A 24,237-nucleotide genomic window follows, 5' to 3' on the forward strand; every position below is an offset into this window, starting at 1 on the left:
GAAACGTTTTAAAAATAATGATTAAGAAAGGGATTGCGCATGTAGGCGTATTTTTTTTGTACCTGTTATCGCTGCTCCCCCTGCCCTTTTTGTTTTTTTTTGCAAGATTACTATATTATCTTCTTTATTACGTAATTGGCTATCGAAAAAAAGTTGTCAGACAGAATTTGACGCAATCCTTTCCTGAAAAATCTGCTGCCGAAATAAAAGTCATTGAGAAAAAATTCTTTATATACCTGGCAGAACTCATCTTTGAAATCATCAAAATGACGAGTATTTCAAAATCGGAAGTTTTAAAAAGGGTAACGTTTACGGGATTGGAACAATTAGAGTCGCATTTTAAAGCCGGAGAAAGCGTACTGGCCTGCACCGGTCATTACGGAAACTGGGAATTGGGTACCCTGGCGCTTGGATTAAGCATATCTGCCAAAACCCTGGTTATTTTTAAGCCCATCAAAAATAAAATCTTCGAAACGTGGTTTGACTGCATGAGGACAAAGTTCGGTAATGTTTTTATTGCCATGAGGCAAACCCTGCGGGGAATAGCTGCTTATAAAAACGAACCTACCCTATTGTGCTTTGCTAGCGACCAGTCGCCCACCAGGGAGGAAGCCAGATACTTTACAGATTTTTTAAATCAACCCACAGCTGCACTTTTGGGCGTAGAAAAGATTGCAAAATCGACCAGAAGACCGATATATTATTTCAAAGTAAGTGTAGTCAAAAAAGGTTATTACCATGTAGAAGTAATACCCATGTGTCTCGATCCGGAAAGCATACACGAATTTGGGATAACTGACCTGCATTTTAAATTTTTAGAAAACATTATAAAAGATCAGCCCCAATACTGGCTATGGAGCCATAAGCGCTGGAAATTTAAACCCGAACAAAAAGAATGAACCCATCAGTAGCCGTTGTAATTTTAAACTGGAATGGAAAGGCATATTTAAAGCAGTTTTTACCCGGAATCCTGCTTTCCGAATATGACAACCTGCAGATTGTTGTGGGCGATAATGCTTCGACCGACGATTCAGTTTCATTTTTACAAGAAAACTTTCCAACTGTTAAAATTATTCAGAACGACCAGAATTATGGATTTGCGGGAGGCTACAACAAAGTTTTAGAACGCGTTGAAGCAGATTATTTTGTTTTGCTTAATTCTGACGTAGAAGTAACTCCAAATTGGATCAAGCCTGTGGTTGATTTGATGGAAAGCGACATGCGTATTGCTTCGGCACAGCCTAAAATTAAATGGCAGTTAAACAAAAAACAATTTGAATATGCAGGTGCTGCGGGCGGATATCTTGATATTTATTCGTTTCCATTCTGTCGCGGCAGACTTTTTAATGTATATGAGCTTGACAATGGTCAGTACAATGACGCAAGGGAGGTTTTTTGGGCAAGCGGGGCGGCATTTTTTATCAAAAGTAAATGCTGGATTGAGGCCGGAGGATTGGACGCCGATCTTTTTGCACATATGGAAGAAATAGATCTTTGCTGGCGATTGAAAAACCTCAATTATAAAATCATGTACTGTCCGGAAGCTGAAGTATACCACGTAGGCGGCGGAACGTTACAAACTGAAAATCCTTTTAAAACTTACCTTAATTTCAGGAATAACCTGATCATTATGCAAAAAAACCTCCCGGCAGGTGATGCAATTTTTAGGATTACCATCCGGATGTTTATTGATTTTGTTGCCTGGTGGCATTTTTTACTGACCGGAAAACCAAAATTTACGATGGCCGTGACCAAAGGCCACTGGCATTTCCTTAAATCACTTTTAAAAACCAGCAAAAAACGGAAAGCGTTTCAGAAAGATTATGCTAAACATACCGGGGTGTATAATAACAGTATTGTTTGGGCATTTTTTATTAAGAAAGTTAAATATTTTTCGGAGTTAAAATAAAGCATTTCGTCCTTTCGAGTGAAGCGAACAGATATTCATCAATAGCGAAATATTTAAACTTGCTTAAAAGATTTCTCGACTACGTTGCACTTCGCTCGAAATGACGAATCGATCTTCCCAATATTACCTGACGCTACCTGTGATAGTTTTAAGACTAACAAATTATATTACGCCAATAAACTTTCAATAGCCAGGCGGTAGCCTTTCATGCCAAAGCCGGTTAACACCCCCTGGCAGTTTTTTCCGGTTAAGGAAACATGGCGGTATTCTTCACGGGCGTAAATATTAGAAATATGGACCTCAACCACCGGCGTTTTAATAGCGGCAATGGCGTCTGCAATGGCAACCGAGGTATGTGTATAACCGCCAGCATTTAGCACTACTCCATCATAACTAAAACCAACCGCATGTAATTTATTGATAATCTCACCCTCAACATTACTTTGATAGTATTCGATTTCGATATCCGGATAAGCCGTTCTTAGTTCTTTAATATAATCTTCTATACTGGTATTTCCATAGATAGATGGCTCACGGACACCTAATAAGTTTAAGTTTGGGCCGTTAATAATTTGTATTTTCATCATATAATGTTGTAACGTTGCAATGTTATAAAAAATCTCAAATAAAAGCATGCTTTGGTCATCATATATTAAAGGATTTAAATCGTATTTGAAACTGGAACGGTCATTATCTGGAAATTCAATTGATGCCTATCTCAACGATCTCAATAAACTGATCCAGTATTTTCAATCGTTAAATGCAGAACCAAAACTTAATGAAATTACAATAACCCATCTAAAATCTTTCATTTCATGGTTAAATGAACTTGGGATGCTACCGAGTACGCAAGCCAGGGTAATATCGGGTTTAAAGGCTTTCTTCGCCTACTTAATGATTGAAGATTTGATTTTAAATGATCCGACAACATTATTGGAAGCGCCAAAGCTCAGCAGAAAATTACCGGATACGCTGAATATTTATGAAATTAATGCGCTTATAGCTGCTATAGACGCTTCCAGACCTGATGGGATGCGCAACAAAGCCATTATAGAGGTACTGTATGGTTGTGGTTTAAGGGTAACTGAATTAACCGAATTAAGGATATCAAATGTGTTTGATAAAATCGAATTTATCAAGGTTATTGGGAAAGGTAATAAAGAACGTCTGGTACCCATCGGTAGTGTAGCGCTTAAACTAATTAATATTTACCTGAATGAAGTTCGGGTACATGCTAATATTAAAAAAGGAAACGAAGATTTTATTTTTCTAAACCGTTTTGGGGCGAAACTTTCACGTATTTCGATATTTAACCTTATTAAAAGCCTTGCTATCTCCGCAGGAATAAAAAAGACGATCAGTCCACATACGCTAAGACATTCATTCGCGACTCATTTAATTGAAGGTGGTGCTGATTTACGTGCGGTACAGGAAATGCTGGGTCACTCGAGCATTACCACTACCGAGATTTATACACATATTGATCGGGATTATTTAAGGGAGGTGATTACTCAATTTCATCCGAGAGCTTAATTATAGACAAATTTAAATATGATTAAAGTTACAGTTCCATTTGATAAAAGCATTTTCATTAAAAGTAATAAACTCAAATTTAGATTAGAATATAAGCAGAGTTATATAAAATTGCTCGTTTATGTTATGCTAACAATGGGATTAATAATTTTAGTTATTACAGATAAAGGGCCATCCTCATCTTTTTATGGGGTAGCTGGAATGATACTTTTCATATTGACCTTTAATTATATCTTAAGAATTATAAATTTAAGAACAATTTTTTTTAGAGAAATGGATGCCCTGAGTGAGAAACATGAGAAACAGAATTTCATTTATACTTACGAATTTACTAATGATGAATTTAGTTATTCTGATAATGAAAAAAGATTTCATTTTAATTGGGGAGCCTTCTCAAATTATTCGGTTATCAATGATTTCTTTATATTGTTTATTGACAAAAGAATATTTCTCATGCTGCACAAATCTGAAACAAGTGAGTCACAATTTAACAATATCATTGAATTAACTAATTCAAAGCTGGGTTTTAAAAAAAATTAGTCATCATAGCCTTACCTAAAACAGCTAATTTTCCGTGCATTATTTTTAAGCACTACGGCATAAATTTGAATTAGAGTGTTTTTGCTGCTTTATGTTTCTTGACTTTCGGACGCCTGACTTGGTGATATCTTCCTTATCATTAAGAAGTTGAGGATATTAAGAATTCTGGATGAGTCCTATAGCTATAGAAATTGATCATTGTTATTGGTTTAGATTCCATCATCCATTTTTCATCGCATCTCTAACATCAAGCCCTGCTTTTACCATCCTATCTTTACCTTGCATGTCTTGTCTTAACTCTATATTTATAAAACCTTTATCTTCCAGCATCTCGATAGTTTCTTTACCAAGATATTCGTTTATTTCGAAGTAAAGTTGTCCGCCAGGTTTTAGGTTTGTTTTTGCAAATGCTGCAATAGCCTTGTAAAATAGCAGCGGGTTGTCGTCACTTACAAATAATGCCAGGTGTGGTTCGTGTAGTAACACATTGTGATGCATATCTTCTTTTTCTAAATATCTGATATAGGGAGGATTACTAACGATAATGTCAAATTTTTTTTCAGACTGGAAAGTTAAAATATCAGCCTCCTTAAAATTAATTTCGACACCAATTGTATTGGCATTCTGTTTGGCGACTGCGATAGCTTCAGGGGAAACGTCAAGGGTAGATACTTTAGCATTTGGGAGGTATTTTTTTAAAGTAATGGGGATGCAACCAGATCCGGTTCCAATATCAAGTATGCTTAGGGCTTTGGAATATGCCAAGCCATTAACTGAAAACTGTTTACTGCAAACCGAGATGATCCAATCTACCAATTCCTCCGTTTCGGGCCGGGGTATCAACACATTTTCATCAACTTTAAAAACCAGTCCATAAAAATGTGCTTCTGCCAAAATATGCTGAATTGGCTTTCCAATCTGCAAATCGTTTAAGATACTCAAAAGTTTTTGCTGATTGATAAAATCGACTTCCCGGTCTTTTGCCATCATCAGTTTACTGCGAGACAGGTTTAAAACCTGTTCGGCAGCCAGACTAAAAAGCCATTTGGCCTCCTCGCTGTCGTAAAACGGCACCAATTCCAATTTATAATGCTCTTCAAGCGATCCTATTTTCATGTCAGACAAAATTACTTATTTGCGACGATAACCATTCTCTTTTGATCGGCCTGTGATGCTTTTTTTACTACTTTTGCGCTAATGAGTGATGAATTTTATATCAAACGATGCCTTGATCTGGCTACCTTAGCTTCACGGAATGTTAGCCCTAATCCCATGGTTGGTTGCGTGATTGTTGCAGACGGGAAAATTATCGGGGAAGGTTATCATCAGGAATATGGAAAGGCACATGCAGAACCCAATGCGGTTAAAGCTGTATTTGATGCTTATGGCAAAGAGGCCGGGAAGCTATTAAAACGAGCTACAGCGTATGTTAATCTGGAGCCTTGTGCACATTTTGGCAAAACTCCCCCATGTGCTGATTTATTGGTAAAACATCAGCTAAACAAAGTAGTTATTGGCAATAGAGATCCTTTTTCAGGTGTTGACGGCAAAGGCATAGAGCGACTCAAAAATGCAGGTATTGAAGTGGTGAGCGGGATTTTAGATGATGAATGCCATCATTTCAACAGAAGATTTTTTACCAGGATAAAAAAACAAAGACCTTATATTATTTTAAAATGGGCCGAAACCGCTAATGGCTATTTCGCTACGAAGGATGGTCATCAGAAATGGATCAGCGGTGCCCTGGCTAAACGTCTGGCACACCAATGGAGAAGTGAAGAGGATGCAATCCTGGTTGGCAAGCAGACCGCGATAATGGATAATCCGCAGTTGACGTCCCGCGAGTGGCCGGGTAAAAATCCTGTCCGTTTGGTAATTGATAAAAACCTGCAGGTACCACTGTCCAATCATATTTTTAATAATGAAGCCAAAACCATCATTTTTAATGAAATTAAAACCGATGTTGTTGATAATATTCATTATATCCAGATGGAAGATATGCACTTTTATCTGGCACAAAAAATAGCTTTCCAGCTTTACCTAATGGATATACAGTCGGTTATTATTGAAGGTGGTGCCAAGATTTTAAGTCAGTTTTTAAGTACTAACCTGTGGGATGAAGCCCGTATTTTTACCTCATCCAGCAGTTGGAGCGATGGCGTACCTTCTCCAAATATTAATGGAAACCTTCAAGAAACCGTACAGGTTGGAGACGACAAACTCTCGATCTATTTAAACGACATCCGATAAAATGATTTATATTATTTTAAGCATTTGCTGCAGCGTTACGGTAGCTGTTTTATTAAAGCTGGCCAAACGATACCATATTAGCGTTATTCAAGCCGTTACGGTCAATTACTTTATCGCATTAAGCTTATGTTTACTTTTTTTTAAGCCTGATGTTAAGCTGATCACCTACGCCGCCCCATGGCCCATTTATATTGCACTGGCTATTCTACTGCCATCCATATTTTTGTTTCTTGCCGCGTCAGTAAAGAAACTTGGTATTGTTAAAACCGACATTGCCCAACGTTTATCGCTATTTATTCCGATACTGGCGGCTTATTTTCTCTTTAAGGAGGATTTTAATCAGTTCAAAGTTATTGGCCTGGCGATAGGGTTCGTTGCTATTGTTTTAACATTCCTCCGAAAATCTGATCATCAGAAAACCGGGAAAAAAAGTTTGCTCTATCCGATTATGGTTTTTGTTGGTTTTGGCGTCATTGATGTGCTCTTTAAACAAATTGCGCTTTACAAAGAATTACCCTATACCGCCTCACTTTTTACTGTTTTTGGTCTGGCCTTTATTGTTTCGATAATATTGGTAATTGCCATGGTGGTGGCTGGTAAAACAAAACTGCAATTGATAAATGTAGTTTGTGGATTCATTTTAGGCTTGTTTAATTTTGGCAATATCCTTTTTTATATGAAAGCGCATAAGGCATTGGCAAACAATCCATCTACCGTTTTTGCCGCGATGAATTTGGGGGTAATTATTGTAGGCACTTTAATCGGGCTGATTGTGTTTAAAGAGAAACTGAGTAAATTAAATTATGCGGGGATAATTTTGGCCATTGCGGCTGTTATCTTCATTACCTTATCACAACATGCTGTTCGATGATTCTTATAAAACAATCGAAAATACTTCAGAGGGTATATTTCGAGATAAGGGGAGCAAATTTATTGCATATGCCTACCCCATCCGTGGCGAGGAAGAAGTAAAACCGATTATAATGAACCTGCGGTCTGCAAATCCTAAGGCCAATCATTTTTGTTATGCTTATCGTTTAACACCAAACCGTTCGGTTTTTAGGGTAAGCGATGATGGTGAACCATCCGGTACTGCAGGCAGGCCAATACTGAACTGCCTTTTATCTGAAGATCTTACCAATATACTCATTGTAGTGGTACGTTATTTTGGCGGCACCCTACTGGGCGTTCCTGGTTTAATTAATGCCTATAAAAATGCTGGCATAGAGGCTATTAAAGCTTCAAAGATCATTTCCAAAACGGTTAATGATGTGTATGAGGCTCACTTTGAATACCTGCAGATGAACGATGTAATGAAGTTAAGCAAAGAAGAAAATCTGCAGATTTTAGCACAGCAATTTGATATCAATTGCATCTTGAAATTTGAAGTGAGAAAAGCACAACTTAATCAGGTTTTAAGTAAATTTGATAAGATTGATGGTGTCAAGCTAAAATATTTATACACCAGTTAGTCACCACAGGTATTAGCCCACCGAAATCTGCATGAAAAATACCATGTAAAGAACTTAATCAGTAGCTGCAGATTTGGATATTACAGCGATAAATCTGTTTCAGCCAAATCTGTTGGGATAAAATAAACCAAATATGAAAATATCAGAAAGCGACCTAATCATCAATCCTGACGGCAGCATATATCACCTCAATCTTTTACCAGGAGATATTGCCGAAACCATCATCACTGTTGGTGATCCTGACCGCGTTGGTGAGGTCAGTAAATATTTTGATCAGATAGAATTTAAAAAAGGTAAACGGGAATTTGTTACCCACACCGGGTATGTAGGCAAAAAACGCGTTACCGTACTCTCAACAGGAATCGGAACGGATAATATAGACATCGTTTTCAATGAGTTGGATGCACTTGTTAATGTTGATTTTGAAACGCGTGAAGTAAAAAAATCGCTTACTTCTTTAAATATAATCAGAGTAGGTACATCTGGTGCGGTCCAGCCAGATATCCCGATGGGAACCATTTTAGCTTCATCGTATGGCTTAGGAATGGATGCTTTAATGAATTATTATGTTCATCAATTATCTCCTGATGAACAACTGTTGCTGGATGACGTAAAAACTCACTTTGGTCAACTTAAACATATTAACCCTTATCTAACTGCTGCGGATGATGGCCTGCTACATACCATTGGTAAAGACATGATTCACGGTATCACCATTACTGCTCCTGGTTTTTACGCGCCACAAGGCAGAATCGTAAGGGCAAAAAATTCAGTTACAGATTTCATTGGTTTAATTAACAGTTTTCAGCGTAACCAGCACCGTATTACTAATTTAGAAATGGAAACTGCCGGTATTTACGCTTTAGCTAAAGTTTTGGGGCATAAAGCACTGTCAATTAATGCTATTTTGGCCAGCAGGGTAAAGTTTGAATTTAGCAATGAACCGAATAAAATTGTAGAGCAAGCAATTAAAATGGTACTGGAAAGGGTTTAGTTATTATCGTTTAATATTAGTTTTTCGATCAGCTTAAGTATTTTTAAATTAAGCCGGGCGTCACCCTGACCTGTCAAGCGGAAAGCTACGCAGTAAACCGAGCCTTCTGCGAGCTCACCGAAGGTAATTTATTTCAGGGTCTCCCCAGCTAAAAGATGTTAACCACGGGTGCTGAGCTTGCCGAAGTATCAAAACGCTTTTAGGGAATTTCAAACATGATCCTTCGACAAGCTCAGGATGACACTTTTACTTAAAATATAGTCTTTGTATATTTCTAAACCGCAGGAATAGTTTCCTTTACCAGTTCATTTCCCTCGGCATCTAAATAAGTACAGGTCATTTCATCCAGGTCTGTAACCCATTTTTCTACACCCGCGTCTGCCGCCTGTTTACAAAAGCTGATGTAATCTGTTTCACCTTGTTGATGTACTTTTAAAGCGTGCTCCAATTTTCCTGCAGAAGACTCCTCATTAATGACCAATGTTGGATATTCATCAGGACTTACCTGCTGTGCATTGTCTTCATCATCGAAATAGATCGATAAGCCATTGCTGACGTAAACATCATTCCGTTTAACCCCCAATTTCTTAATTTCCTTTATAAACTTCGGAAAATCTGAACCGGATTTGATTTTTGACGCTGCGGCCTGTATATGTTCAATAGTAAACATAAATTATTTATTTAATGAAACTTTGTAAATGGTTGTTTGCGTATACAATTCATCCGGCCTTAAAATCGTATTAGGGAATGTTGGGATATTAACTGCATTTGGATGATGCTGGGTTTCGACACAAAAGGCATCAAAGCTGTTGTAATCCTTACCCCCCTTTCCATTCTTTACATCTAAATATTTCGCAGTATATAAATGAGCTACCGGTTCTGTGGTGTAAACGCTTAATACTAAACCGCTTTCTTCTTCAATTGTTTTGCTTGCCAGCGACAAATCGCCATAAATTTTATCCAAAACGAAACTCTGATCATAACCTTCATCCTTATTCCAGTCTTGCCCTATTGCTTTAGGTTTGGTAAAATCCAGAGGCGTGCCCGCAACAGCGATAAGGTTGCCCGTTACAGAATAATTATCATCCTGCTCTAAATAGTGTGAAGCAAAAATCTGTTGTTTATGATTTTCGACACTTCCCCCATTAGAAGCCAGATTAAAATAACCATGATGAGTTAAGTTTATTGCGGTGGCCTGATCTGTTTCTGCTTCATAACTTAAAATCAACTCATCATTTTCGGTGAGTTCGAATGTCAGATCAATCACCAGGTTTCCAGGAAAACCCTCTTCTCCATCCACGCTTTCATATTGCAAGGTAACCGAAGGTTGAGCGCCATCATTGATTTCAATAATATCCCAAACCTTTTTATCAAAACCTACAAGGCCACCGTGCAGCGTATTATCACCGGCATTTTGGGGCAACTGATAGTCCTCCCCGTCTATACTGAATCTTCCATTTTTTATCCGATTGGCATATCTGCCAATTATGGCCCCTAAATATGGATAATTTGTAAGATAACCCGGACTCAGGTATTCATCAAATGTATCGAAGCCGAGAACAATATCCTGCTTTTCACCCCTGGCATTTGTGACTATAAATTTATTGATAATAGCACCATAATTAAATATTTTGACGTAAGTGCCTTTGCTATTGGTGAGTTCGATTGCGATAACTTCATCGCCATCAATAATTTTTCCGGTGGGTATTTGCTGTACGCTCATAAATTGTAACTTAGGGCTTTTGTTTTCAAAACAAACATAGCATTATTAATGCTTTTTATAAATATATTTTAACCCAATGAACATCAGCCTGCAGGAAAAATTCGCCCAGCAATACCATAAAAATGCCGAAGCTATTTATTTTACACCTGGACGGGTTAATCTGATCGGAGAGCATATTGATTATAATGGCGGTTTGGTTATGCCCTGCGCCATCTCTTTAGGAACCTGGGTAGCCATTGCCCCGAACAATGATGGGCAGTTCAGGTTTAAAAGTTTAAACTTTGATATTGAAACGGTAGTAACCAGTAATACGGTTAATGAAAAGAATGGCAGCACCTGGACGAATTATCCTATTGGGGTAATCAATGAATTTATAAAAGACGGTAAGGATATCAACGGCCTGGATTTTCTATTTTATGGAAATATTCCAATCGGATCTGGACTATCATCTTCAGCTTCAATAGAAATAGCCACTGCTTATGCCCTGAATACCTATTATAATTTAGGCTACGATAAATTAGCGCTTGTTAAAATCGCCAAGCGTGTTGAGAATGATTTTATTGGTCTAAATTCGGGCATTATGGATCAATTTGCGGTTACTTTCGGAGAAAAAGACAAAGCCATTGTGTTGGATTGTGAAACCGTAAAATACAAAATGGTTGATGTTGACCTGGGCAATTATGTGCTGGCCATCATTAATACCAATAAACCGCGGGAACTGGCAGATTCAAAGTACAACGAACGGGTTGCAGAATGCCAAATAGCCCTGAAACAATTAAACAAAGAAATTACGCTCAACTATCTTTGTGAACTTAATGCAGAAAAGTTTGCCCTGCACAGTCATTTAATCAGTGATGAAACCATACTAAACAGGGCTACACATGTGATTAAGGAGAATGATCGTGTACATTTAGCCGCTAAAGCATTAAATGGAGGAGATTTAACAATATTTGGCCGCTTGATGTACGCTTCTCATGAATCTTTGCGTACCTTATACGAAGTAAGCGGAAAAGAGTTAGATACAGTAGTAGATTTCTGTTCGGGCTACGATCATGTAATTGGTGCACGTATGACGGGTGCAGGATTTGGGGGCTGTGCCATTGCGATTTTAGAGAAAGGCTATGAAGAAGATTTTGCTAAACACTTAACTGGTTATTATCTTGAAAGAATAGGTTATTCAGCTGCAATTTATATCAGTGAAATTGGTGGCGGACCATCTAGTTTATAAAAACAATTGCCACAAGATGCATAATATGGAAATACAGATTCGATAATAGATTCAATCTGTGTAATCCTGCCTCCTGTGAAATCATTTTAAAAAATAATGAGAAAATTAAAATTAGACGAGTTAAACCGTCCGGATATTGAAGCATTTAAAACACAGGAAAAATTACCTGTTGTGGTGGTTTTAGATAATGTGCGCAGCATGCACAATGTAGGTTCTATATTCCGTACTGCAGATGGTTTTGCGCTTGAGAAAGTAATACTCTGTGGAATTACCGCACAACCACCCCATCGTGAGATTGAAAAAACGGCCTTAGGTGCAACGCAATCTGTTGATTGGATTCATTACACTGATACCCTACAAGCTGTTGACGCCCTGCGGAGCCTGGGTTATGAAATAGTGGCCATTGAGCAGGCTGAAAACAGTACCATGCTGAATACTTTCAATCCCGATCCCAAGAAAAAGTATGCTCTGATATTTGGAAATGAGGTTGACGGTGTTAGTGATGAGGTAATGGCCAAAATTGATGAATGTATTGAAATTCCACAGTTTGGCACCAAACATTCGTTTAACATCGTCATTTCTGCCGGGATCGTATTCTGGGATTTCTTCGCGAAATTAAGATTGTAATATCTTCAACTTTATTTCAGGCCAATGCGACTGAACACCGCGTGTAAAGTCTTCTATTTTAATTTTCATCTAAAAATGCTGCACAATTTCATATATAAGAGCAAAAACCGAAGCTGAGAATTGGCTCGGGTTATCTTTCTGTAAGAAAACATAGTTGAGCACTAAGTTATGTGAAATCTAAAAGTTGCTCTATTTTGTATAGTATTGTATACAACAATATCCGTAGTATCCACTGTTACGTAACTTTTTTGTGAAATAAATTTAACATCTTAATCTGCTGATAATATGTTATTTGTGTGCAAAATTCGGTATTTGGCAAGATTTTTTCTTATTAGCTTCAAAACAGTAGGATAAAAAAACTGTTAAGACACTAATATTTAAAAATAGAAGAAAATGAATACTAGAATTACAAAATCAACAATGTTGGTTGCCTTATTGGGATTATCATCACAATTATTTGCACAGGATACACCAATGACTACAGGTACTACCGCAGAACGCTTTTCTCCTAAAGAATTCCGTACTTGGAGTATCGGTGTTCACGGAGGTTTGCTAACGCCAAGAACTATTTTTGGCAACTCTAATCACCAATTTCAAACGCCCGTAGAACATATTGGTTACGGTGGTTATATTAAAAAGCAAATTTTACCTCAATTAGGTATCCAGGCTGATTTTTTAGCTGGCAAAGTTGAAGCTTTAAGAATTTATGATTCTTACGATCTTGATGGCAATAGAACCTATACAAATAATACCGCTACAAAAACGAATATTCAATGGTCCGCGGCTTTATCAGCAGTATGGAATGTTGCAAGCATCAATATCAACCAAGAGAATTCAATTTTAACCCCTTATTTAAAAGCTGGCGCAGGTTATATGTCATCAGGAGCAACACTAACAAATGTTAATACAAATGGCGGTGCAGGTTCTTACCGTGAAGGATGGTTTGTACCAGTTGGTGCCGGTGTTAAATTAGGCGTTGCCAAAGGTATTAATGTAGATTTAGGTTATGATGTTAACTTTGTAAAGTCGGATAAATTTGATGGTGTTAATGGTTTAAACGATAGATTTGCTTATGCACACGCAGGTTTAGAATTTGCTTTAGGCAGTAAAGAAAAACCTCAGTTACAAAATTACAGCTCATTAGCGAACTTACGTAAAGAAAGTGCTGAAGAAAGTGCTGAATTAAGAAGAGCCTTATCAACTGCTGAACAAAATGCGCAACGCGATAGAGAGCAATATGCTAAAGATTTAGCTGATGATGATAACGATGGTGTAGCAAACAAATTCGATAAATGCCCTGGAACTCCTTCAGGAACAGTTGTTGATGGTTCTGGTTGTCCAATCAAAGTTCAACGTGAAATCATTAAAGAAACTAAGGTAATTACTGAAGAAGACCGTAAAGTGGTTAAAGATGCAATTTCTAACTTAGAATTTGATTTAGGAAAATCAACCATCCGTTCTAAATCATATGCTACCTTAAACCGTGTTGCTGCATTATTGGTAGATAAAAACTTTAGCCTGAAATTAGCTGGCCATACTGATAACACCGGTGGTAGAGAGTTAAACTTACGTTTATCTAAAGAAAGAGCCGAATCAGTTAAAGCTTATTTAGTATCTCAAGGTGCAAATGCATCAAGAATTGAAGCTACAGGTTACGGACCTGACCAACCAATTGCAACAAACAAAACTGCAGCAGGCCGTCAAGAAAACCGTCGTGTAGAGTTTACTTTATACTAATCGTAAATAACGGTTAAATAAAAAGCTCCTCAGATTAATTTCTAAGGAGCTTTTTTATCTATTAGAAATCGCCATCCTGAACTTGTTTCAGGATTTTTATTGCCAAAATAGACGTTGAAGTTCAGCGTAACGCCCCTTGTTAAGACAATCCCTTTTTATTCTTATAGGTCATTTTAGCTTTAGCGCCTGCACTATAATTGTAATTTTTTAAGTTGCTGGCCTTCTTTTCGTGAAACGCTGCACCCCTTTCATAAGATTCATCATCCTCAGTACCTTTCTTTTTCTTTGGTTTATCAGCAGCATCAACCACCTTTAAATCTTCAGGCAACTCTATTACCTCCAGTTTCTGACCAATAGCCTGCTCGATCTTTTTTACTTCAATCAATTCAATATCTGTAGAAAAAGTGATGGCTACCACATCTTCATTACCGTGCTTGACAATACGTTTAATTAAGGTTTCTTTTTGTTCTGGCAATTCGAAATGAAAAATGAAAGGAATTCCTTCAATATTGAGTTCGCCCGAATTTTCATTAGCCACAATTAATATCCTGGCCTCTGGGGTATCTTTAAATTCGTTAATATCATCAAAACCCCTATCATCAAAAAACAATGGGCGGTAAATGCTAATTTCGCCCTCTTTATGCTGGTTAAAGTTTTTATACACGGTTTGTGCGGTTAAACGCGTATTAACAAAAACCACAGCCTTATCAAAAACTTCAGCATCATTTAGTAGCAAGGTTAATAAATTTAGCTTTGTCCTGAAATTGGGTACCTGATAAAGCATCTGATGGTAAACTTCTGCCTGCTTCTCGCCAATCTCGTCTACCTCAATGGTTGCTGCCGAATCTTTCATGAAAGGGGCAATCATGTGTTTAAGTTTGTCGTGCAGTACCTCTGTAAACACCACATGTTGAGACTTATAGGCGCTATTTGCTAACTCTACAACTGGTAACTGCAGACCTTTTTTAACAATAAGTTCTGCATTATCTACGATAAACAATTGTATTTTATTGGTGTTTAAAGCTAGCTTTAAATACAATGCACGGGCACGATCGGGTACGGCAACAATGATATCACAGCCATCGGTAACCTCATTCATTTGCGTTTCAATGGTGCCCCGGCTGTCAATTCCTAAAATCCTGAAAGTATTGTTGCGGTTCAATAGTTTAAATTGTTCCAAAACATGGTCAACATGTTCAATGTCAGGCACTAAAATCAATGCTCTTGGCGCCTCCTCAAATGCATATTTCAACTTCATTAAAGTAGCTAAAACATAAGTAGTAGTTTTTCCTGAGCCCTCTGGTCCAACCGCTATAACATCCTGACCACCTAATATACGCGACATCGTTCTGGTCTGGATTTCTTTTGGTGTTAAAAATCCCGCATCCGTCATGGCCGCTACAAGTGGTTTGCTAAGTTTCAATTTATCTAAAGACACAATTACTATTTTAATGTTTGAAATGCAAATATCCTTAAAATAATTATCTTTTCTGAAATTGAATTCAAAGGGATGTAAAAGCGCCTGTTAAAATATGCTTACACCTCGCTTATTTCAGCAAAATAGCAGCTTTTTTAGTTCAGAAATCAACTTCAATAGATATTTTATACATAGTAAAATTTTTATTATTCTGTAAATGAGGTAATTGAATCTGTTTTAAAATAAATAACTACAAAACCTATAGATATTATATGCTAATTTATATATTTGTCTAAATCTAAGTGTTACATTGTTGAACGATTAATATTATAAATCATGTCGATTTATTTTCAATACCCTGCTATAGATGAATATCCTCAATTGCTTGATTCTTTGCAAACAGAAGCAAAAAAAATAGAAATTGATCAGGATGAAGATAATTTAAATAGAGAACAGATTTTGGCGCTAAGAGATTATTTAACACTAAAGCAATTGTAAAAACACGGCCAGTTGACCGATTGGAAGGTGGAGTTTCATAAACTCTTTATAGTGGTTCGAATCCATTACTAGGCCGCAAAGTGTATCTCATAGCACTTTATCCTGATTCTGCTCAATCAGGTAAGATTTGGTTATCTTATATTTGTTTTGTTGTTAGCAAGGCTATTCGCGATGAATAGCCTTACTTTTTATTAGACGCTGTTACCCTACGTGCAACGAAGAATCTTGACCAATTTAGCACGATTGCTTGTTTTTAGAAGCGCAGTTTCAGTGCTGTTGGCAGAGGTTTGGTCCTGCTGTACACTTCAATCTTTTTGGGAAAATTAAGAAAAGACAACACGTCTTTGCCAAAAAGGATTTCCGTTTCCATCAGGGCTATACAGCAGGTATAGTGGTTTAAAATTATTTGGGACGGAATCAAATTGTTAGATATGCAAAATAAATGAGTTGGTAAAAGATTTTATGTATTGTTCTACGCGGCAAATATTTTTAAAATCTCAAAACATTTTATTTCAAATGCGGTTATTTATATAATTCACATTATACTAATCTTTTACAGATTAATTTGTTTGGTTTAAAAAAGGGATTTATGGATATAAATCCCTTTTCTTTTATGCAATTAATTTTAACTCTATATTTAGCCGTATTAATTCCACTATCTGTTTTAGATGAATAGAAAACATTTCCTTTCTTCGTTTATTGCATCAGCTACGATGTTGCCCGCCTTTAGCGCTTTAGCTATGGAAAGCGAAAGTTCGGCATTTAAAATCCCGCCCTATTTAAAACCTGGAGATACTATCGGAATAACCAGTCCGGCGGGATACATTACCCTGGAACAGATTCAGTCTGCGATTTTGCAGATGCAGGGTTGGGGATTTAACATTAAGGTAGGCGAAACCATCGGCAAGCGTGATTTTACCTACGGCGGAACAGATGAAGAAAGGCTGGCTGATTTCCAGAAAATGCTAAATGATCCCGATATTAAAGCCATTATGTGTGCGCGTGGCGGTTATGGTTTTATACGCATTATTGATCAGCTTGATTTTTCCTTTTTTAAAAGAAATCCTAAATGGATTATTGGTTTCAGCGATATTACTGTACTACATTGCCATCTGGCCAAAAAATTTGGCATTGCTTCGATCCATGCCAAAATGTGCAACAGTTTTCCGGATGATTGGGCTAAAGCTGAACCTATACAGATAGAAACAATCCTCTCCATAAAGAATGCTTTGACAGGTGAAGAATTGGGTTATACTGCTCCGGTAAATAGCAATAACCGTTTTGGGAATACGGATGCAATATTGGTTGGCGGGAACCTGAGCATTATTGAAACACTTGCCGGCAGCTCATCAGACTTAGATACTAAAGATAAAATTTTATTTATAGAAGATACCGGCGAATACCTGTACAGCATCGATAGGATGTTGTGGAACTTAAAACGTAGCGGCAAACTTAAACACCTGAAGGGACTGATTGTGGGTGGGTTTAAAGTGAAACCAGACGATGCAGGCGAAGAATTTGGAAAAAATATTTATGATATCGTACTGGAGAAAGTAAAAGAATATTCCTACCCGGTGGCATTTGATTTTCCTGTTGGTCACCAACGCAATAACTTTGCACTCAAATGTGGTGCAAATCATACGCTTATGGTAAATGAAAACGGCTCGGCCTTGCGCACGATTTAATTTTTTTATATAACTTTTTGTCCTTCTGAAAGTTATGATGAACCTAAGAACGGTAGATTTAATTCTTTAAGTAAGAATACGCTTTTAAACGAGCAATAGAAAACTTAAATTTTGCTATAATGTAAAGATTCTTCGTTCATACCTTTGAAACAATCCAATAATGTGGTCGTCATTCTCGCGCATGCGGGAATCTTAAAACGGCTTGCATTAAGATTCCCAATCAAGTTGGGAATGACGATCTTTCAAGTGATATTATCAACTTGAAATTTATCTAACAATAATATCGATTTACACGCAAAAAGATATCATTAGAATGACAGGATATAGGTACTAAGCCGTTTTCACTTCATCCTCGCTATAATCCTTGATATCAGTAATGTAACCGTTAATCAAGAGAAAATCGAACAATGGTTTGGCTTCTGGTGTAATCGGCATATTCTCCGTTGTAATGACCTGATTGGTTTTTTTGTCGAGAAAAGGGTAAGCAAATAACCGCACATTGGTATTAAACATGTCGTTTACGTAACTCAACAGTTGACCGGAATAATTTTCGCCACTGAAGTTTTTAGCATTGAATACGAACTTTAAGTTGTTGATGTTTGTAGCTAAGCCAACACTTTTTGGCTTACACCGTGCCAGGTATTTGGCAAGTCGGTTATGACGGGTAAAATTAGAAACAATCACCGTGTTTCCGGTATCGCACATCTCCTGGGTACGTTTAGCTACTGTTTCTAAATCGATATCATCAGGTGTTTCCTGTGCATCTGTTAAAACATTGGTTGCCAAAACTTCAATCATTACAGCAAGATTTCCCTCCTCTACTTTATTGGTACGTTTAAACTGCTCGGTAGCTTTGTTAAACAGGTTAAAGTTAGGCAATGATTTTTGCCCGTATTTAGTCCGTAAAATCATGATATCTTTCTTGTACAAAAGGTCCTTGGCCTGTCGTGGATGCGCATCAGCATCGAAAATGGCAGCAGCCGAGAAATCTTTCATAATCATGTACAGATTGAGTAAGATATTATCTACTCCAGGAAATGCTGGTCCTTTAACCGAAATCAAATCAATTTCTACTGATCCGATGGTTAAATTGTCAGCCAGCGATTCTACCATAATCTTAGGATCCTTGTTATAATAGAAAGCTGCATAAAGCAAGTTTACGCCGATGATACCCAGCACGCGCTGTTGCATATTTACATCAGTATCTAACAAGCGGACATGAAAGAATATTTCATTAGGGAAGCCCCCGGCTCATTTTGGAACCTGATTCCAACCCAGCCGTGGGGTTCGTTGGTACGTTTATAATTCAAAGTAGTTACGGTATCAGCAAAAGCAAAAAAGGTGCGGCTTTCGTACTTTTCGCCTGATAAACGCTCATTAAGCAATCCAAATTCATGGTCAAGCATCTGTAAAAGCCTGTTTTGACTAACGTACCGTCCATTTGCTTCTGCTCCATAAATAGCATCACTAAAAGTCATATCGTAGGCCGACATGGTTTTTGCTACTGTTCCAGATGCAGCTCCGGCATTAAAAAATTTCTTGAAACTTCCTGTCCAGCACCAATTTCAGCAAAAGTGCCGTAAATTCTTGGGTCAAGATTTATTTTGAGTGCTTTGCGTTTCGTATCCAGAATTTCTCTTTCCATACCGCGAAAATACAAAAAATTGAGGTTAAGCTAATTTTAAGTATGTAACTTAAAATCGATCTAAATACCTAGCGACTCCAAGGTCAATACCTAGAGCCATTTAGATTGAAATCTTGCAGAATGCAGAATCTGATTCCGTTGTCAACTAGATAGATTTCTCCACTTCGGTCGAAATGGACGATCCGTATAAAAAATAAGGTTAATGCCATCCGGCATTAACCTCATAAAACCTAAACCTAAACTTAATGATTACGAAATCTGCATCAGTCACCAATCAACTTCATCTTTAACCCTACTGATGCAGGTTTCATAATACTTAAAAAGTAAACTATTATGAAAAATCCTCTTCCGAGAATGCTTTATTACGATACTACAATTTCTCTGTGCTGTAATTTCGCTGTATCTTTTTTGCTGATGTTGATCGATAAAATGCCATCTTTATATTCGGCTGTGATTTTATCCCCATCAGCAGTATCAGGTAAATTAAATGATCTGGCAAATGAGCTGTAATCAAATTCTTTACGGGTAAAATCTTTAGCTACCTGGTTTTCATCTTTTTTTACTTCCGCCCAAACAGAAAGCGTGTCTTTTTTTAAATTGATTTGAAAGTCTTCTTTTTTCAATCCCGGGGCAGCCAGCTCAATTACATATGCCGCCTCATTTTCATGAATATTCACATTCGGTGATTTATCAACCATTTTGTTTTTACTTACAGCGTCGCTAAACAATGAGTCAAAAACATTGTTAAAGTAAGGAGCAGTGTTACGGGTTCTGTTGTTAAAATTTACAAGTGTCATATCGCTTATTCTTTATTTTTTCTAATTTTTAAATTGATAATTCATTCTATTCAACTTATATACCAATCCAGATATTTATGATTTTTAAGACATTTTGGCAAAATAAATCGAAATCAAAAGACAAATTGACAGAAATTAAGGCTTTTTCAGACAAATTCAATTATAAAACAAATATTCATCTGCGCTTTGTTGATTTTGATATGATGGGGCATGTAAACAATTCTGTTTACTTCACCTATCTGGAGATCGCCAGAACTAAATACTGGGAAGAAATTATTAAATGGAATTGGAAAAAGACGGGGATAGTGATTGCGCACGCAGAATTAGACTATATTTTACCCATCGTAATGAACGATAAAATTGCTGTCCACGTGAAAACATCAAGGATTGGTAATACAAGCTTCGATCTTGAGTACCAGATTGTAAAGCTGAAGGGAAGTGAAGAAGTAATCTGCAGTAAAGGAAAAACAGTTTGTATAGCCGTTGACTATGCCACAGGTAAACCTACGGCAATTCCTGAAGAAGAAAAACAAAAAATGCTGTGTTTTGAGCAATTGAGTAGTCAATAATCATCCTGCTGGACTTGTTTCACTGAGTTATAGACTCAGGTTATTAATGAGTCCGTAGAGTTGCTGTGCTTAACTCTACGGACAGAAAGGTATAAACTCACAGAAAGGTATAAACTCAGGTTTATTGATGAGTCCGTAGAGCCGCTGTGCTTAACTCTACGGACAGAAAGGGGTTTTTACTGAGTTATAAACTCAGTTTTATTCATCAATCCGTAGAGCCGCCGTGCTTAACTCTACGGATAGAAAGGGATGCCGTGAAACAAGTTCAGGGTAACGGATAAATAAATCAATCTGGCATAATCTTTCCCGGATTTAATATTCCATTAGGATCGAAAACATTTTTAATTCCCCTCATTAAATTAAGGTGTATTTCTGAGTACTTTATGGGCATAAATTCTTTCTGAACCAGGCCAATGCCATGTTCTCCTGAAAGGGTGCCGCCTAAAGCGGTGGTGAGTTCAAATATCTCAGCGATACCCGATTTGAGTTTGTTTTTCCAGTCCTCGTCACTCATCCCTGCCTTAATAATGTTTACGTGCAGATTTCCATCGCCCGCGTGTCCGTAACAAACACTTTCAAATCCATATCTGGCGCCAATCTCTTTAATACCACTTACGAGTTTAGGTAAAGCCGCGCGGGGAACGACGGTATCTTCTTCCTTATAAACCGAATTAGATTTAACTGATTCGGCCATTGTTCTGCGCATCCGCCACAATTCCTCTTTTTGAGCAGCTGTATCAGCAAATAAAACTTCCGTACAGTGGTGTTCTTCTAAAACGATGTTGGTTTTCTCGCAATTTTTAAAAATATCATCCAGGTCATCGCCATCAAATTCAATCATCAATAAAGCAGCCACATCATCTTTCAAATCAAATTTAATATCATCAAATTTGATTACCCATTCTACGCCTTTCCGCTCCATAAACTCAAGGGCTGATGGTGTTACGCCGGCCCTGAAAATGGCTGAAACTGCAGCACAGGCAGCTTCGTTAGTGCTAAAAGATCCCATCATTAAAACCGATTGACCAGGCTTAGGCAATAGCTTGGTTACGATTTTAGTCACCACACCTAAGGTGCCTTCCGAGCCGATCATCAATTGCGTTAAATTATATCCTGAAGCATATTTCAAGGTATTTGCTCCTGTCCAGAAGATATCGCCGTTGGGCAACACCACTTCCAGATTTAAAATGTATTCGCGTATGGTGCCATATTTTACTACTCTTGGGCCACCGGAGCCGTGCGCCACATTACCTCCAATAAAACAAGATCCTTTACTGCTGGGATCAACCGGGTACAAGAGGCCTTTTTCTGCTACTGCATTAATAAATTCTTCGGTAATTACCCCGGGCTCAACAGTTGCCTGTAAGTTTTCGGTATCAATATCCAGAATAGCCTTAAACTTTTCCATTGATAGCGAAACCCCGCCATAAATGGGCAAGGCAGCGCCACTTAAGCCTGTTCCACCTCCACGCGGTGTAACCGGAACATGATGGGCATTGCAGATTTTCAATAAGGCCGAAACCTCTTCCGGCGTAGTGGGCTTAACCACCACCTCCGGCTGATAGCGTAAATCTTCAGTTTCATCATGGCTATATTTTTCGAGGTTTTCGGTGTCTGTGAAAACTTTATCGGCACCAATTGCTGAGGTGATAGCTGCTAAAATTTCGTTATTTATAGGGGTAAAATTCATTTTAATTTGTTGCTGAATAACTAAGTTGAACAAAAGAATGGCCGATCTGTCCGGGCATTGGCGGATGAAGCTTTTTTATGCCTACGTCAATCTTTTCTACAAAGGGGTATTTTTCAATTACTTTTGAGATGATATTATTCAAAACGGTTTCTAATAGCTTTTGGGTATTTTTCATCTCCGCAATAATAATATTGTTCAAATCTTCGTAATTAACGGTCTGCACTAGTTCGTCATCAAAACCCCTTGGCGTAAATTCGGTTGTTAAATCGATAATAAAATGATTTCCAGTCAGTTGCTCTTCAGGGTAATAACCATGCAAAGCAAAACATTTCACATCTTTTAAAGCTACAGTTTGTTTGAAATGGCTCATGTATGTTCTTTAAGCTGTAAAATTAAATTTTTATTCATGAATTTAATGCCCATTACCGTAAATTGTTACCTTTGAAATGAACGCGGTTTTTTAACCAGATAATACAAAATTACATGAGCAAATCAGTGAAAAAAGACCTGTATGAGGCGCCAGACTATTATTTATTAGATGAATTAGTAACCGATGAACACAAATTAATCCGTGCTACGGCCAGAGATTGGGTAAAAAAGGAAGTAAGCCCTATTATTGAGGATTATGCTCAAAAGGCAGAATTCCCTAAACATTTAATAAAAGGATTGGCCGATATCGGTGCTTTCGGACCTACCATTCCGGTTGAGTATGGTGGTGCCGGACTGGATTATACTGCTTATGGAATTCTGATGCAGGAAATAGAACGGGGCGATTCGGGCATCCGCTCTACCGCATCTGTTCAGGGTTCGTTGGTGATGTACCCTATTTATGCCTATGGAACTGAAGAACAGCGCAAAAAGTACCTTCCTAAATTGGCCAGTGGTGAAATGATGGGCTGTTTTGGCTTAACGGAACCGGATCATGGCTCCAATCCGGGCGGCATGGTTACCCATATTAAAGATGCCGGAAGTCACTATATTTTAAACGGTGCAAAAATGTGGATCAGTAATGCCCCCTTTGCCGATATTGCTGTGGTTTGGGCAAAAGATGAATCAGGCAAAATCAGAGGAATGGTGATAGAACGTGGAATGGAAGGTTTTTCTACACCAGAGACCCATAATAAATGGAGTTTACGCGCATCGGCAACCGGTGAGCTTGTTTTTGATAATGTTAAAGTGCCAAAGGAGAATGTTTTTCCTGAGATCAGCGGATTAAAAGGTCCGTTGGGTTGCTTAAACCAGGCACGTTATGGTATTGCCTGGGGTGCTTTGGGCGCAGCAATGGACTGTTATGATACTGCTTTGCGCTACTCGAAAGAGCGTATTCAATTTGGAAAGCCGATCGGTGGTTTCCAGCTGCAACAAAAAAAACTGGCCGAAATGGTAACCGAAATTACGAAAGGTCAGCTGTTGGTTTGGCGTTTGGGTGTACTTAAAAGCGAAAACAGGGCTACAGCCGAACAAATATCTATGGCGAAAAGAAATAGTGTAGAAATTGCCCTGGATATTGCCCGTAACGCACGCCAAATGCTTGGTGGAATGGGTATTACCGGCGAATACTCTATTATGCGTCATATGATGAACTTAGAATCTGTAGTTACTTATGAAGGTACACATGACATACACCTATTGATCACGGGCATGGATGTGACCGGCTTGAATGCCTTTAAGTAAGAAAGGATTAAAAAGATTTTAAAATTTTAATGATAAGGAATACCAGATCAGATACATGGATATTTAAGATTTAACTTGTCGAATAACTTTTAAAAGAGAAGCTGAAAAGAAATTTTGATGAGGGCTTGATTTTTGGAAAAAGCCCTACCCTTTGTTATTAATAATCTATTAACTTTAGAGCTTAAGGCGCACAAATTTAGAAAACTATCATCCGGCAGAGGCTAAAAATTTTATTGTAGCTTATAATTT

Annotated in this window: 23 protein-coding genes and 1 pseudogene; 15 read left to right on the top strand and 9 right to left on the bottom strand. The window is 37.7% G+C overall.

Annotated features, from left to right (window positions below):
* Positions 1-17 precede the first annotated feature (17 nt).
* On the top strand, positions 18-899 hold the full coding sequence (locus DV942_RS00210; RefSeq protein WP_145854277.1) for a lysophospholipid acyltransferase family protein: 882 nt from the start codon (positions 18-20) through the stop codon (positions 897-899).
* Complete coding sequence (locus DV942_RS00215; protein ID WP_145854279.1) at positions 896-1,909, top strand: glycosyltransferase family 2 protein; 1,014 nt, start codon at positions 896-898, stop codon at positions 1,907-1,909. The genes DV942_RS00210 and DV942_RS00215 overlap by 4 nt, the downstream gene beginning before the upstream one ends.
* 167 nt (positions 1,910-2,076) lie before the next feature.
* Here DV942_RS00215 and aroQ read toward each other — a convergent pair whose 3' ends face one another.
* Positions 2,077-2,493 carry a type II 3-dehydroquinate dehydratase gene (gene aroQ, locus DV942_RS00220; protein ID WP_145861507.1) on the bottom strand — a complete coding sequence of 139 codons (417 nt, stop codon included), beginning with the start codon at positions 2,491-2,493 and terminating at the stop codon, positions 2,077-2,079.
* Positions 2,494-2,542: 49 nt separating this feature from the next.
* On the opposite strand from aroQ, the gene xerD reads away from it, so the two are divergent.
* On the top strand, positions 2,543-3,442 hold the full coding sequence (gene xerD, locus DV942_RS00225; protein WP_145854281.1) for a site-specific tyrosine recombinase XerD: 900 nt from the start codon (positions 2,543-2,545) through the stop codon (positions 3,440-3,442).
* 18 nt (positions 3,443-3,460) lie between these two features.
* Entirely contained in the window at positions 3,461-3,982 is a 522-nt protein-coding gene (locus tag DV942_RS00230; protein ID WP_145854283.1) for a YcxB family protein, read from the top strand.
* A 219-nt stretch (positions 3,983-4,201) separates the two neighbouring features.
* Here DV942_RS00230 and prmC read toward each other — a convergent pair whose 3' ends face one another.
* Positions 4,202-5,098, bottom strand: coding sequence for a peptide chain release factor N(5)-glutamine methyltransferase (gene prmC / locus DV942_RS00235; protein ID WP_145854285.1), 897 nt, complete (start codon positions 5,096-5,098; stop codon positions 4,202-4,204).
* Positions 5,099-5,179: 81 nt separating this feature from the next.
* Between prmC and ribD the strand changes: the two genes are divergently transcribed.
* From ribD to DV942_RS00255, 4 genes are all read left to right on the top strand, one after another.
* The gene (gene ribD, locus DV942_RS00240) at positions 5,180-6,232 is read left to right on the top strand and encodes a bifunctional diaminohydroxyphosphoribosylaminopyrimidine deaminase/5-amino-6-(5-phosphoribosylamino)uracil reductase RibD (RefSeq protein ID WP_145854287.1); all 1,053 of its coding nucleotides are present in this window, start codon (positions 5,180-5,182) and stop codon (positions 6,230-6,232) included.
* 1 nt (position 6,233) lies between these two features.
* Complete coding sequence (locus DV942_RS00245) at positions 6,234-7,103, top strand: DMT family transporter (protein ID WP_145854290.1); 870 nt, start codon at positions 6,234-6,236, stop codon at positions 7,101-7,103.
* The gene (locus DV942_RS00250) at positions 7,090-7,704 is read left to right on the top strand and encodes an IMPACT family protein (RefSeq protein ID WP_145854292.1); all 615 of its coding nucleotides are present in this window, start codon (positions 7,090-7,092) and stop codon (positions 7,702-7,704) included. Before DV942_RS00245 ends, DV942_RS00250 begins: the two co-directional genes overlap by 14 nt.
* A 133-nt stretch (positions 7,705-7,837) precedes the next feature.
* Positions 7,838-8,698, top strand: coding sequence for a nucleoside phosphorylase (locus DV942_RS00255; RefSeq protein ID WP_145854294.1), 861 nt, complete (start codon positions 7,838-7,840; stop codon positions 8,696-8,698).
* 274 nt (positions 8,699-8,972) lie between these two features.
* Here DV942_RS00255 and DV942_RS00260 read toward each other — a convergent pair whose 3' ends face one another.
* On the bottom strand, positions 8,973-9,368 hold the full coding sequence (locus tag DV942_RS00260) for a DUF1398 domain-containing protein (RefSeq protein ID WP_145854296.1): 396 nt from the start codon (positions 9,366-9,368) through the stop codon (positions 8,973-8,975).
* A 3-nt stretch (positions 9,369-9,371) separates the two neighbouring features.
* The gene (locus tag DV942_RS00265) at positions 9,372-10,421 is read right to left on the bottom strand and encodes an aldose epimerase family protein (RefSeq protein WP_145854298.1); all 1,050 of its coding nucleotides are present in this window, start codon (positions 10,419-10,421) and stop codon (positions 9,372-9,374) included.
* A gap of 76 nt (positions 10,422-10,497) precedes the next feature.
* Here DV942_RS00265 and DV942_RS00270 point away from each other — a divergent pair, with 76 nt between their 5' ends.
* From DV942_RS00270 to DV942_RS00280, 3 genes are all read left to right on the top strand, one after another.
* Positions 10,498-11,649, top strand: a complete 1,152-nt coding sequence (locus DV942_RS00270) for a galactokinase (RefSeq protein ID WP_145854300.1) — start codon at positions 10,498-10,500, stop codon at positions 11,647-11,649.
* A 96-nt stretch (positions 11,650-11,745) separates the two neighbouring features.
* Positions 11,746-12,276: an RNA methyltransferase gene (locus DV942_RS00275; RefSeq protein ID WP_145854301.1), complete on the top strand. Its 531-nt coding sequence runs from the start codon at positions 11,746-11,748 to the stop codon at positions 12,274-12,276.
* 393 nt (positions 12,277-12,669) lie between these two features.
* A complete protein-coding gene (locus DV942_RS00280; RefSeq protein ID WP_145854304.1) occupies positions 12,670-14,013 on the top strand; it encodes an OmpA family protein in 1,344 nt (447 codons plus the stop codon).
* A gap of 139 nt (positions 14,014-14,152) precedes the next feature.
* Here DV942_RS00280 and DV942_RS00285 read toward each other — a convergent pair whose 3' ends face one another.
* Positions 14,153-15,451 (bottom strand): DEAD/DEAH box helicase, encoded by a 1,299-nt coding sequence (locus DV942_RS00285; RefSeq protein WP_145854306.1) that lies wholly within the window; start codon positions 15,449-15,451, stop codon positions 14,153-14,155.
* A gap of 315 nt (positions 15,452-15,766) precedes the next feature.
* Here DV942_RS00285 and DV942_RS23360 point away from each other — a divergent pair, with 315 nt between their 5' ends.
* Positions 15,767-15,928: a hypothetical protein gene (locus DV942_RS23360; protein WP_186462384.1), complete on the top strand. Its 162-nt coding sequence runs from the start codon at positions 15,767-15,769 to the stop codon at positions 15,926-15,928.
* Between the two features lie 668 nt (positions 15,929-16,596).
* A complete protein-coding gene (locus tag DV942_RS00290; protein ID WP_145854308.1) occupies positions 16,597-17,613 on the top strand; it encodes a S66 peptidase family protein in 1,017 nt (338 codons plus the stop codon).
* A 330-nt stretch (positions 17,614-17,943) separates the two neighbouring features.
* Here the strand turns inward: DV942_RS00290 and DV942_RS00295 are convergent.
* Together DV942_RS00295 and DV942_RS00300 are read right to left on the bottom strand one after the other, a co-directional pair.
* A pseudogene (locus tag DV942_RS00295) lies at positions 17,944-19,258 on the bottom strand (nicotinamide mononucleotide adenylyltransferase).
* Positions 19,259-19,620: 362 nt separating this feature from the next.
* On the bottom strand, positions 19,621-20,055 hold the full coding sequence (locus tag DV942_RS00300) for an Hsp20/alpha crystallin family protein (RefSeq protein ID WP_090978936.1): 435 nt from the start codon (positions 20,053-20,055) through the stop codon (positions 19,621-19,623).
* 77 nt (positions 20,056-20,132) lie between these two features.
* Between DV942_RS00300 and DV942_RS00305 the strand changes: the two genes are divergently transcribed.
* A complete protein-coding gene (locus tag DV942_RS00305) occupies positions 20,133-20,624 on the top strand; it encodes an acyl-CoA thioesterase (protein WP_090978939.1) in 492 nt (163 codons plus the stop codon).
* Positions 20,625-20,910: 286 nt separating this feature from the next.
* On the opposite strand, the gene DV942_RS00310 is transcribed toward DV942_RS00305, so the two are convergent.
* Positions 20,911-22,314: an FAD-binding oxidoreductase gene (locus tag DV942_RS00310; RefSeq protein ID WP_145854310.1), complete on the bottom strand. Its 1,404-nt coding sequence runs from the start codon at positions 22,312-22,314 to the stop codon at positions 20,911-20,913.
* Position 22,315: 1 nt separating this feature from the next.
* On the bottom strand, positions 22,316-22,684 hold the full coding sequence (locus DV942_RS00315; protein ID WP_090978947.1) for a dihydroneopterin aldolase: 369 nt from the start codon (positions 22,682-22,684) through the stop codon (positions 22,316-22,318).
* Positions 22,685-22,797: 113 nt separating this feature from the next.
* Here DV942_RS00315 and DV942_RS00320 point away from each other — a divergent pair, with 113 nt between their 5' ends.
* Positions 22,798-23,988, top strand: a complete 1,191-nt coding sequence (locus DV942_RS00320; RefSeq protein WP_222431140.1) for an acyl-CoA dehydrogenase family protein — start codon at positions 22,798-22,800, stop codon at positions 23,986-23,988.
* The last annotated feature ends 249 nt before the right edge of the window (positions 23,989-24,237 follow it).

The sequence above is a fragment of the Pedobacter suwonensis genome (assembly GCF_007833675.1).
Lineage (GTDB): Bacteria > Bacteroidota > Bacteroidia > Sphingobacteriales > Sphingobacteriaceae > Pedobacter > Pedobacter suwonensis.

Excerpts from the sequence above, each read along its gene's own strand:
- DV942_RS00210 (WP_145854277.1), top strand. The coding sequence starts at position 18 with ATGATTAAGAAAGGGATTGCGCATGTAGGCGTATTTTTTTTGTACCTG.
- DV942_RS00215 (WP_145854279.1), top strand. The coding sequence starts at position 896 with ATGAACCCATCAGTAGCCGTTGTAATTTTAAACTGGAATGGAAAGGCA.
- aroQ (WP_145861507.1), bottom strand. The coding sequence starts at position 2,493 with ATGAAAATACAAATTATTAACGGCCCAAACTTAAACTTATTAGGTGTC.
- xerD (WP_145854281.1), top strand. The coding sequence starts at position 2,543 with ATGCTTTGGTCATCATATATTAAAGGATTTAAATCGTATTTGAAACTG.
- DV942_RS00230 (WP_145854283.1), top strand. The coding sequence starts at position 3,461 with ATGATTAAAGTTACAGTTCCATTTGATAAAAGCATTTTCATTAAAAGT.
- prmC (WP_145854285.1), bottom strand. The coding sequence starts at position 5,098 with ATGAAAATAGGATCGCTTGAAGAGCATTATAAATTGGAATTGGTGCCG.
- ribD (WP_145854287.1), top strand. The coding sequence starts at position 5,180 with ATGAGTGATGAATTTTATATCAAACGATGCCTTGATCTGGCTACCTTA.
- DV942_RS00245 (WP_145854290.1), top strand. The coding sequence starts at position 6,234 with ATGATTTATATTATTTTAAGCATTTGCTGCAGCGTTACGGTAGCTGTT.
- DV942_RS00250 (WP_145854292.1), top strand. The coding sequence starts at position 7,090 with ATGCTGTTCGATGATTCTTATAAAACAATCGAAAATACTTCAGAGGGT.
- DV942_RS00255 (WP_145854294.1), top strand. The coding sequence starts at position 7,838 with ATGAAAATATCAGAAAGCGACCTAATCATCAATCCTGACGGCAGCATA.
- DV942_RS00260 (WP_145854296.1), bottom strand. The coding sequence starts at position 9,368 with ATGTTTACTATTGAACATATACAGGCCGCAGCGTCAAAAATCAAATCC.
- DV942_RS00265 (WP_145854298.1), bottom strand. The coding sequence starts at position 10,421 with ATGAGCGTACAGCAAATACCCACCGGAAAAATTATTGATGGCGATGAA.
- DV942_RS00270 (WP_145854300.1), top strand. The coding sequence starts at position 10,498 with ATGAACATCAGCCTGCAGGAAAAATTCGCCCAGCAATACCATAAAAAT.
- DV942_RS00275 (WP_145854301.1), top strand. The coding sequence starts at position 11,746 with ATGAGAAAATTAAAATTAGACGAGTTAAACCGTCCGGATATTGAAGCA.
- DV942_RS00280 (WP_145854304.1), top strand. The coding sequence starts at position 12,670 with ATGAATACTAGAATTACAAAATCAACAATGTTGGTTGCCTTATTGGGA.
- DV942_RS23360 (WP_186462384.1), top strand. The coding sequence starts at position 15,767 with ATGTCGATTTATTTTCAATACCCTGCTATAGATGAATATCCTCAATTG.
- DV942_RS00290 (WP_145854308.1), top strand. The coding sequence starts at position 16,597 with ATGAATAGAAAACATTTCCTTTCTTCGTTTATTGCATCAGCTACGATG.
- DV942_RS00300 (WP_090978936.1), bottom strand. The coding sequence starts at position 20,055 with ATGACACTTGTAAATTTTAACAACAGAACCCGTAACACTGCTCCTTAC.
- DV942_RS00305 (WP_090978939.1), top strand. The coding sequence starts at position 20,133 with ATGATTTTTAAGACATTTTGGCAAAATAAATCGAAATCAAAAGACAAA.
- DV942_RS00310 (WP_145854310.1), bottom strand. The coding sequence starts at position 22,314 with ATGAATTTTACCCCTATAAATAACGAAATTTTAGCAGCTATCACCTCA.
- DV942_RS00315 (WP_090978947.1), bottom strand. The coding sequence starts at position 22,684 with ATGAGCCATTTCAAACAAACTGTAGCTTTAAAAGATGTGAAATGTTTT.
- DV942_RS00320 (WP_222431140.1), top strand. The coding sequence starts at position 22,798 with ATGAGCAAATCAGTGAAAAAAGACCTGTATGAGGCGCCAGACTATTAT.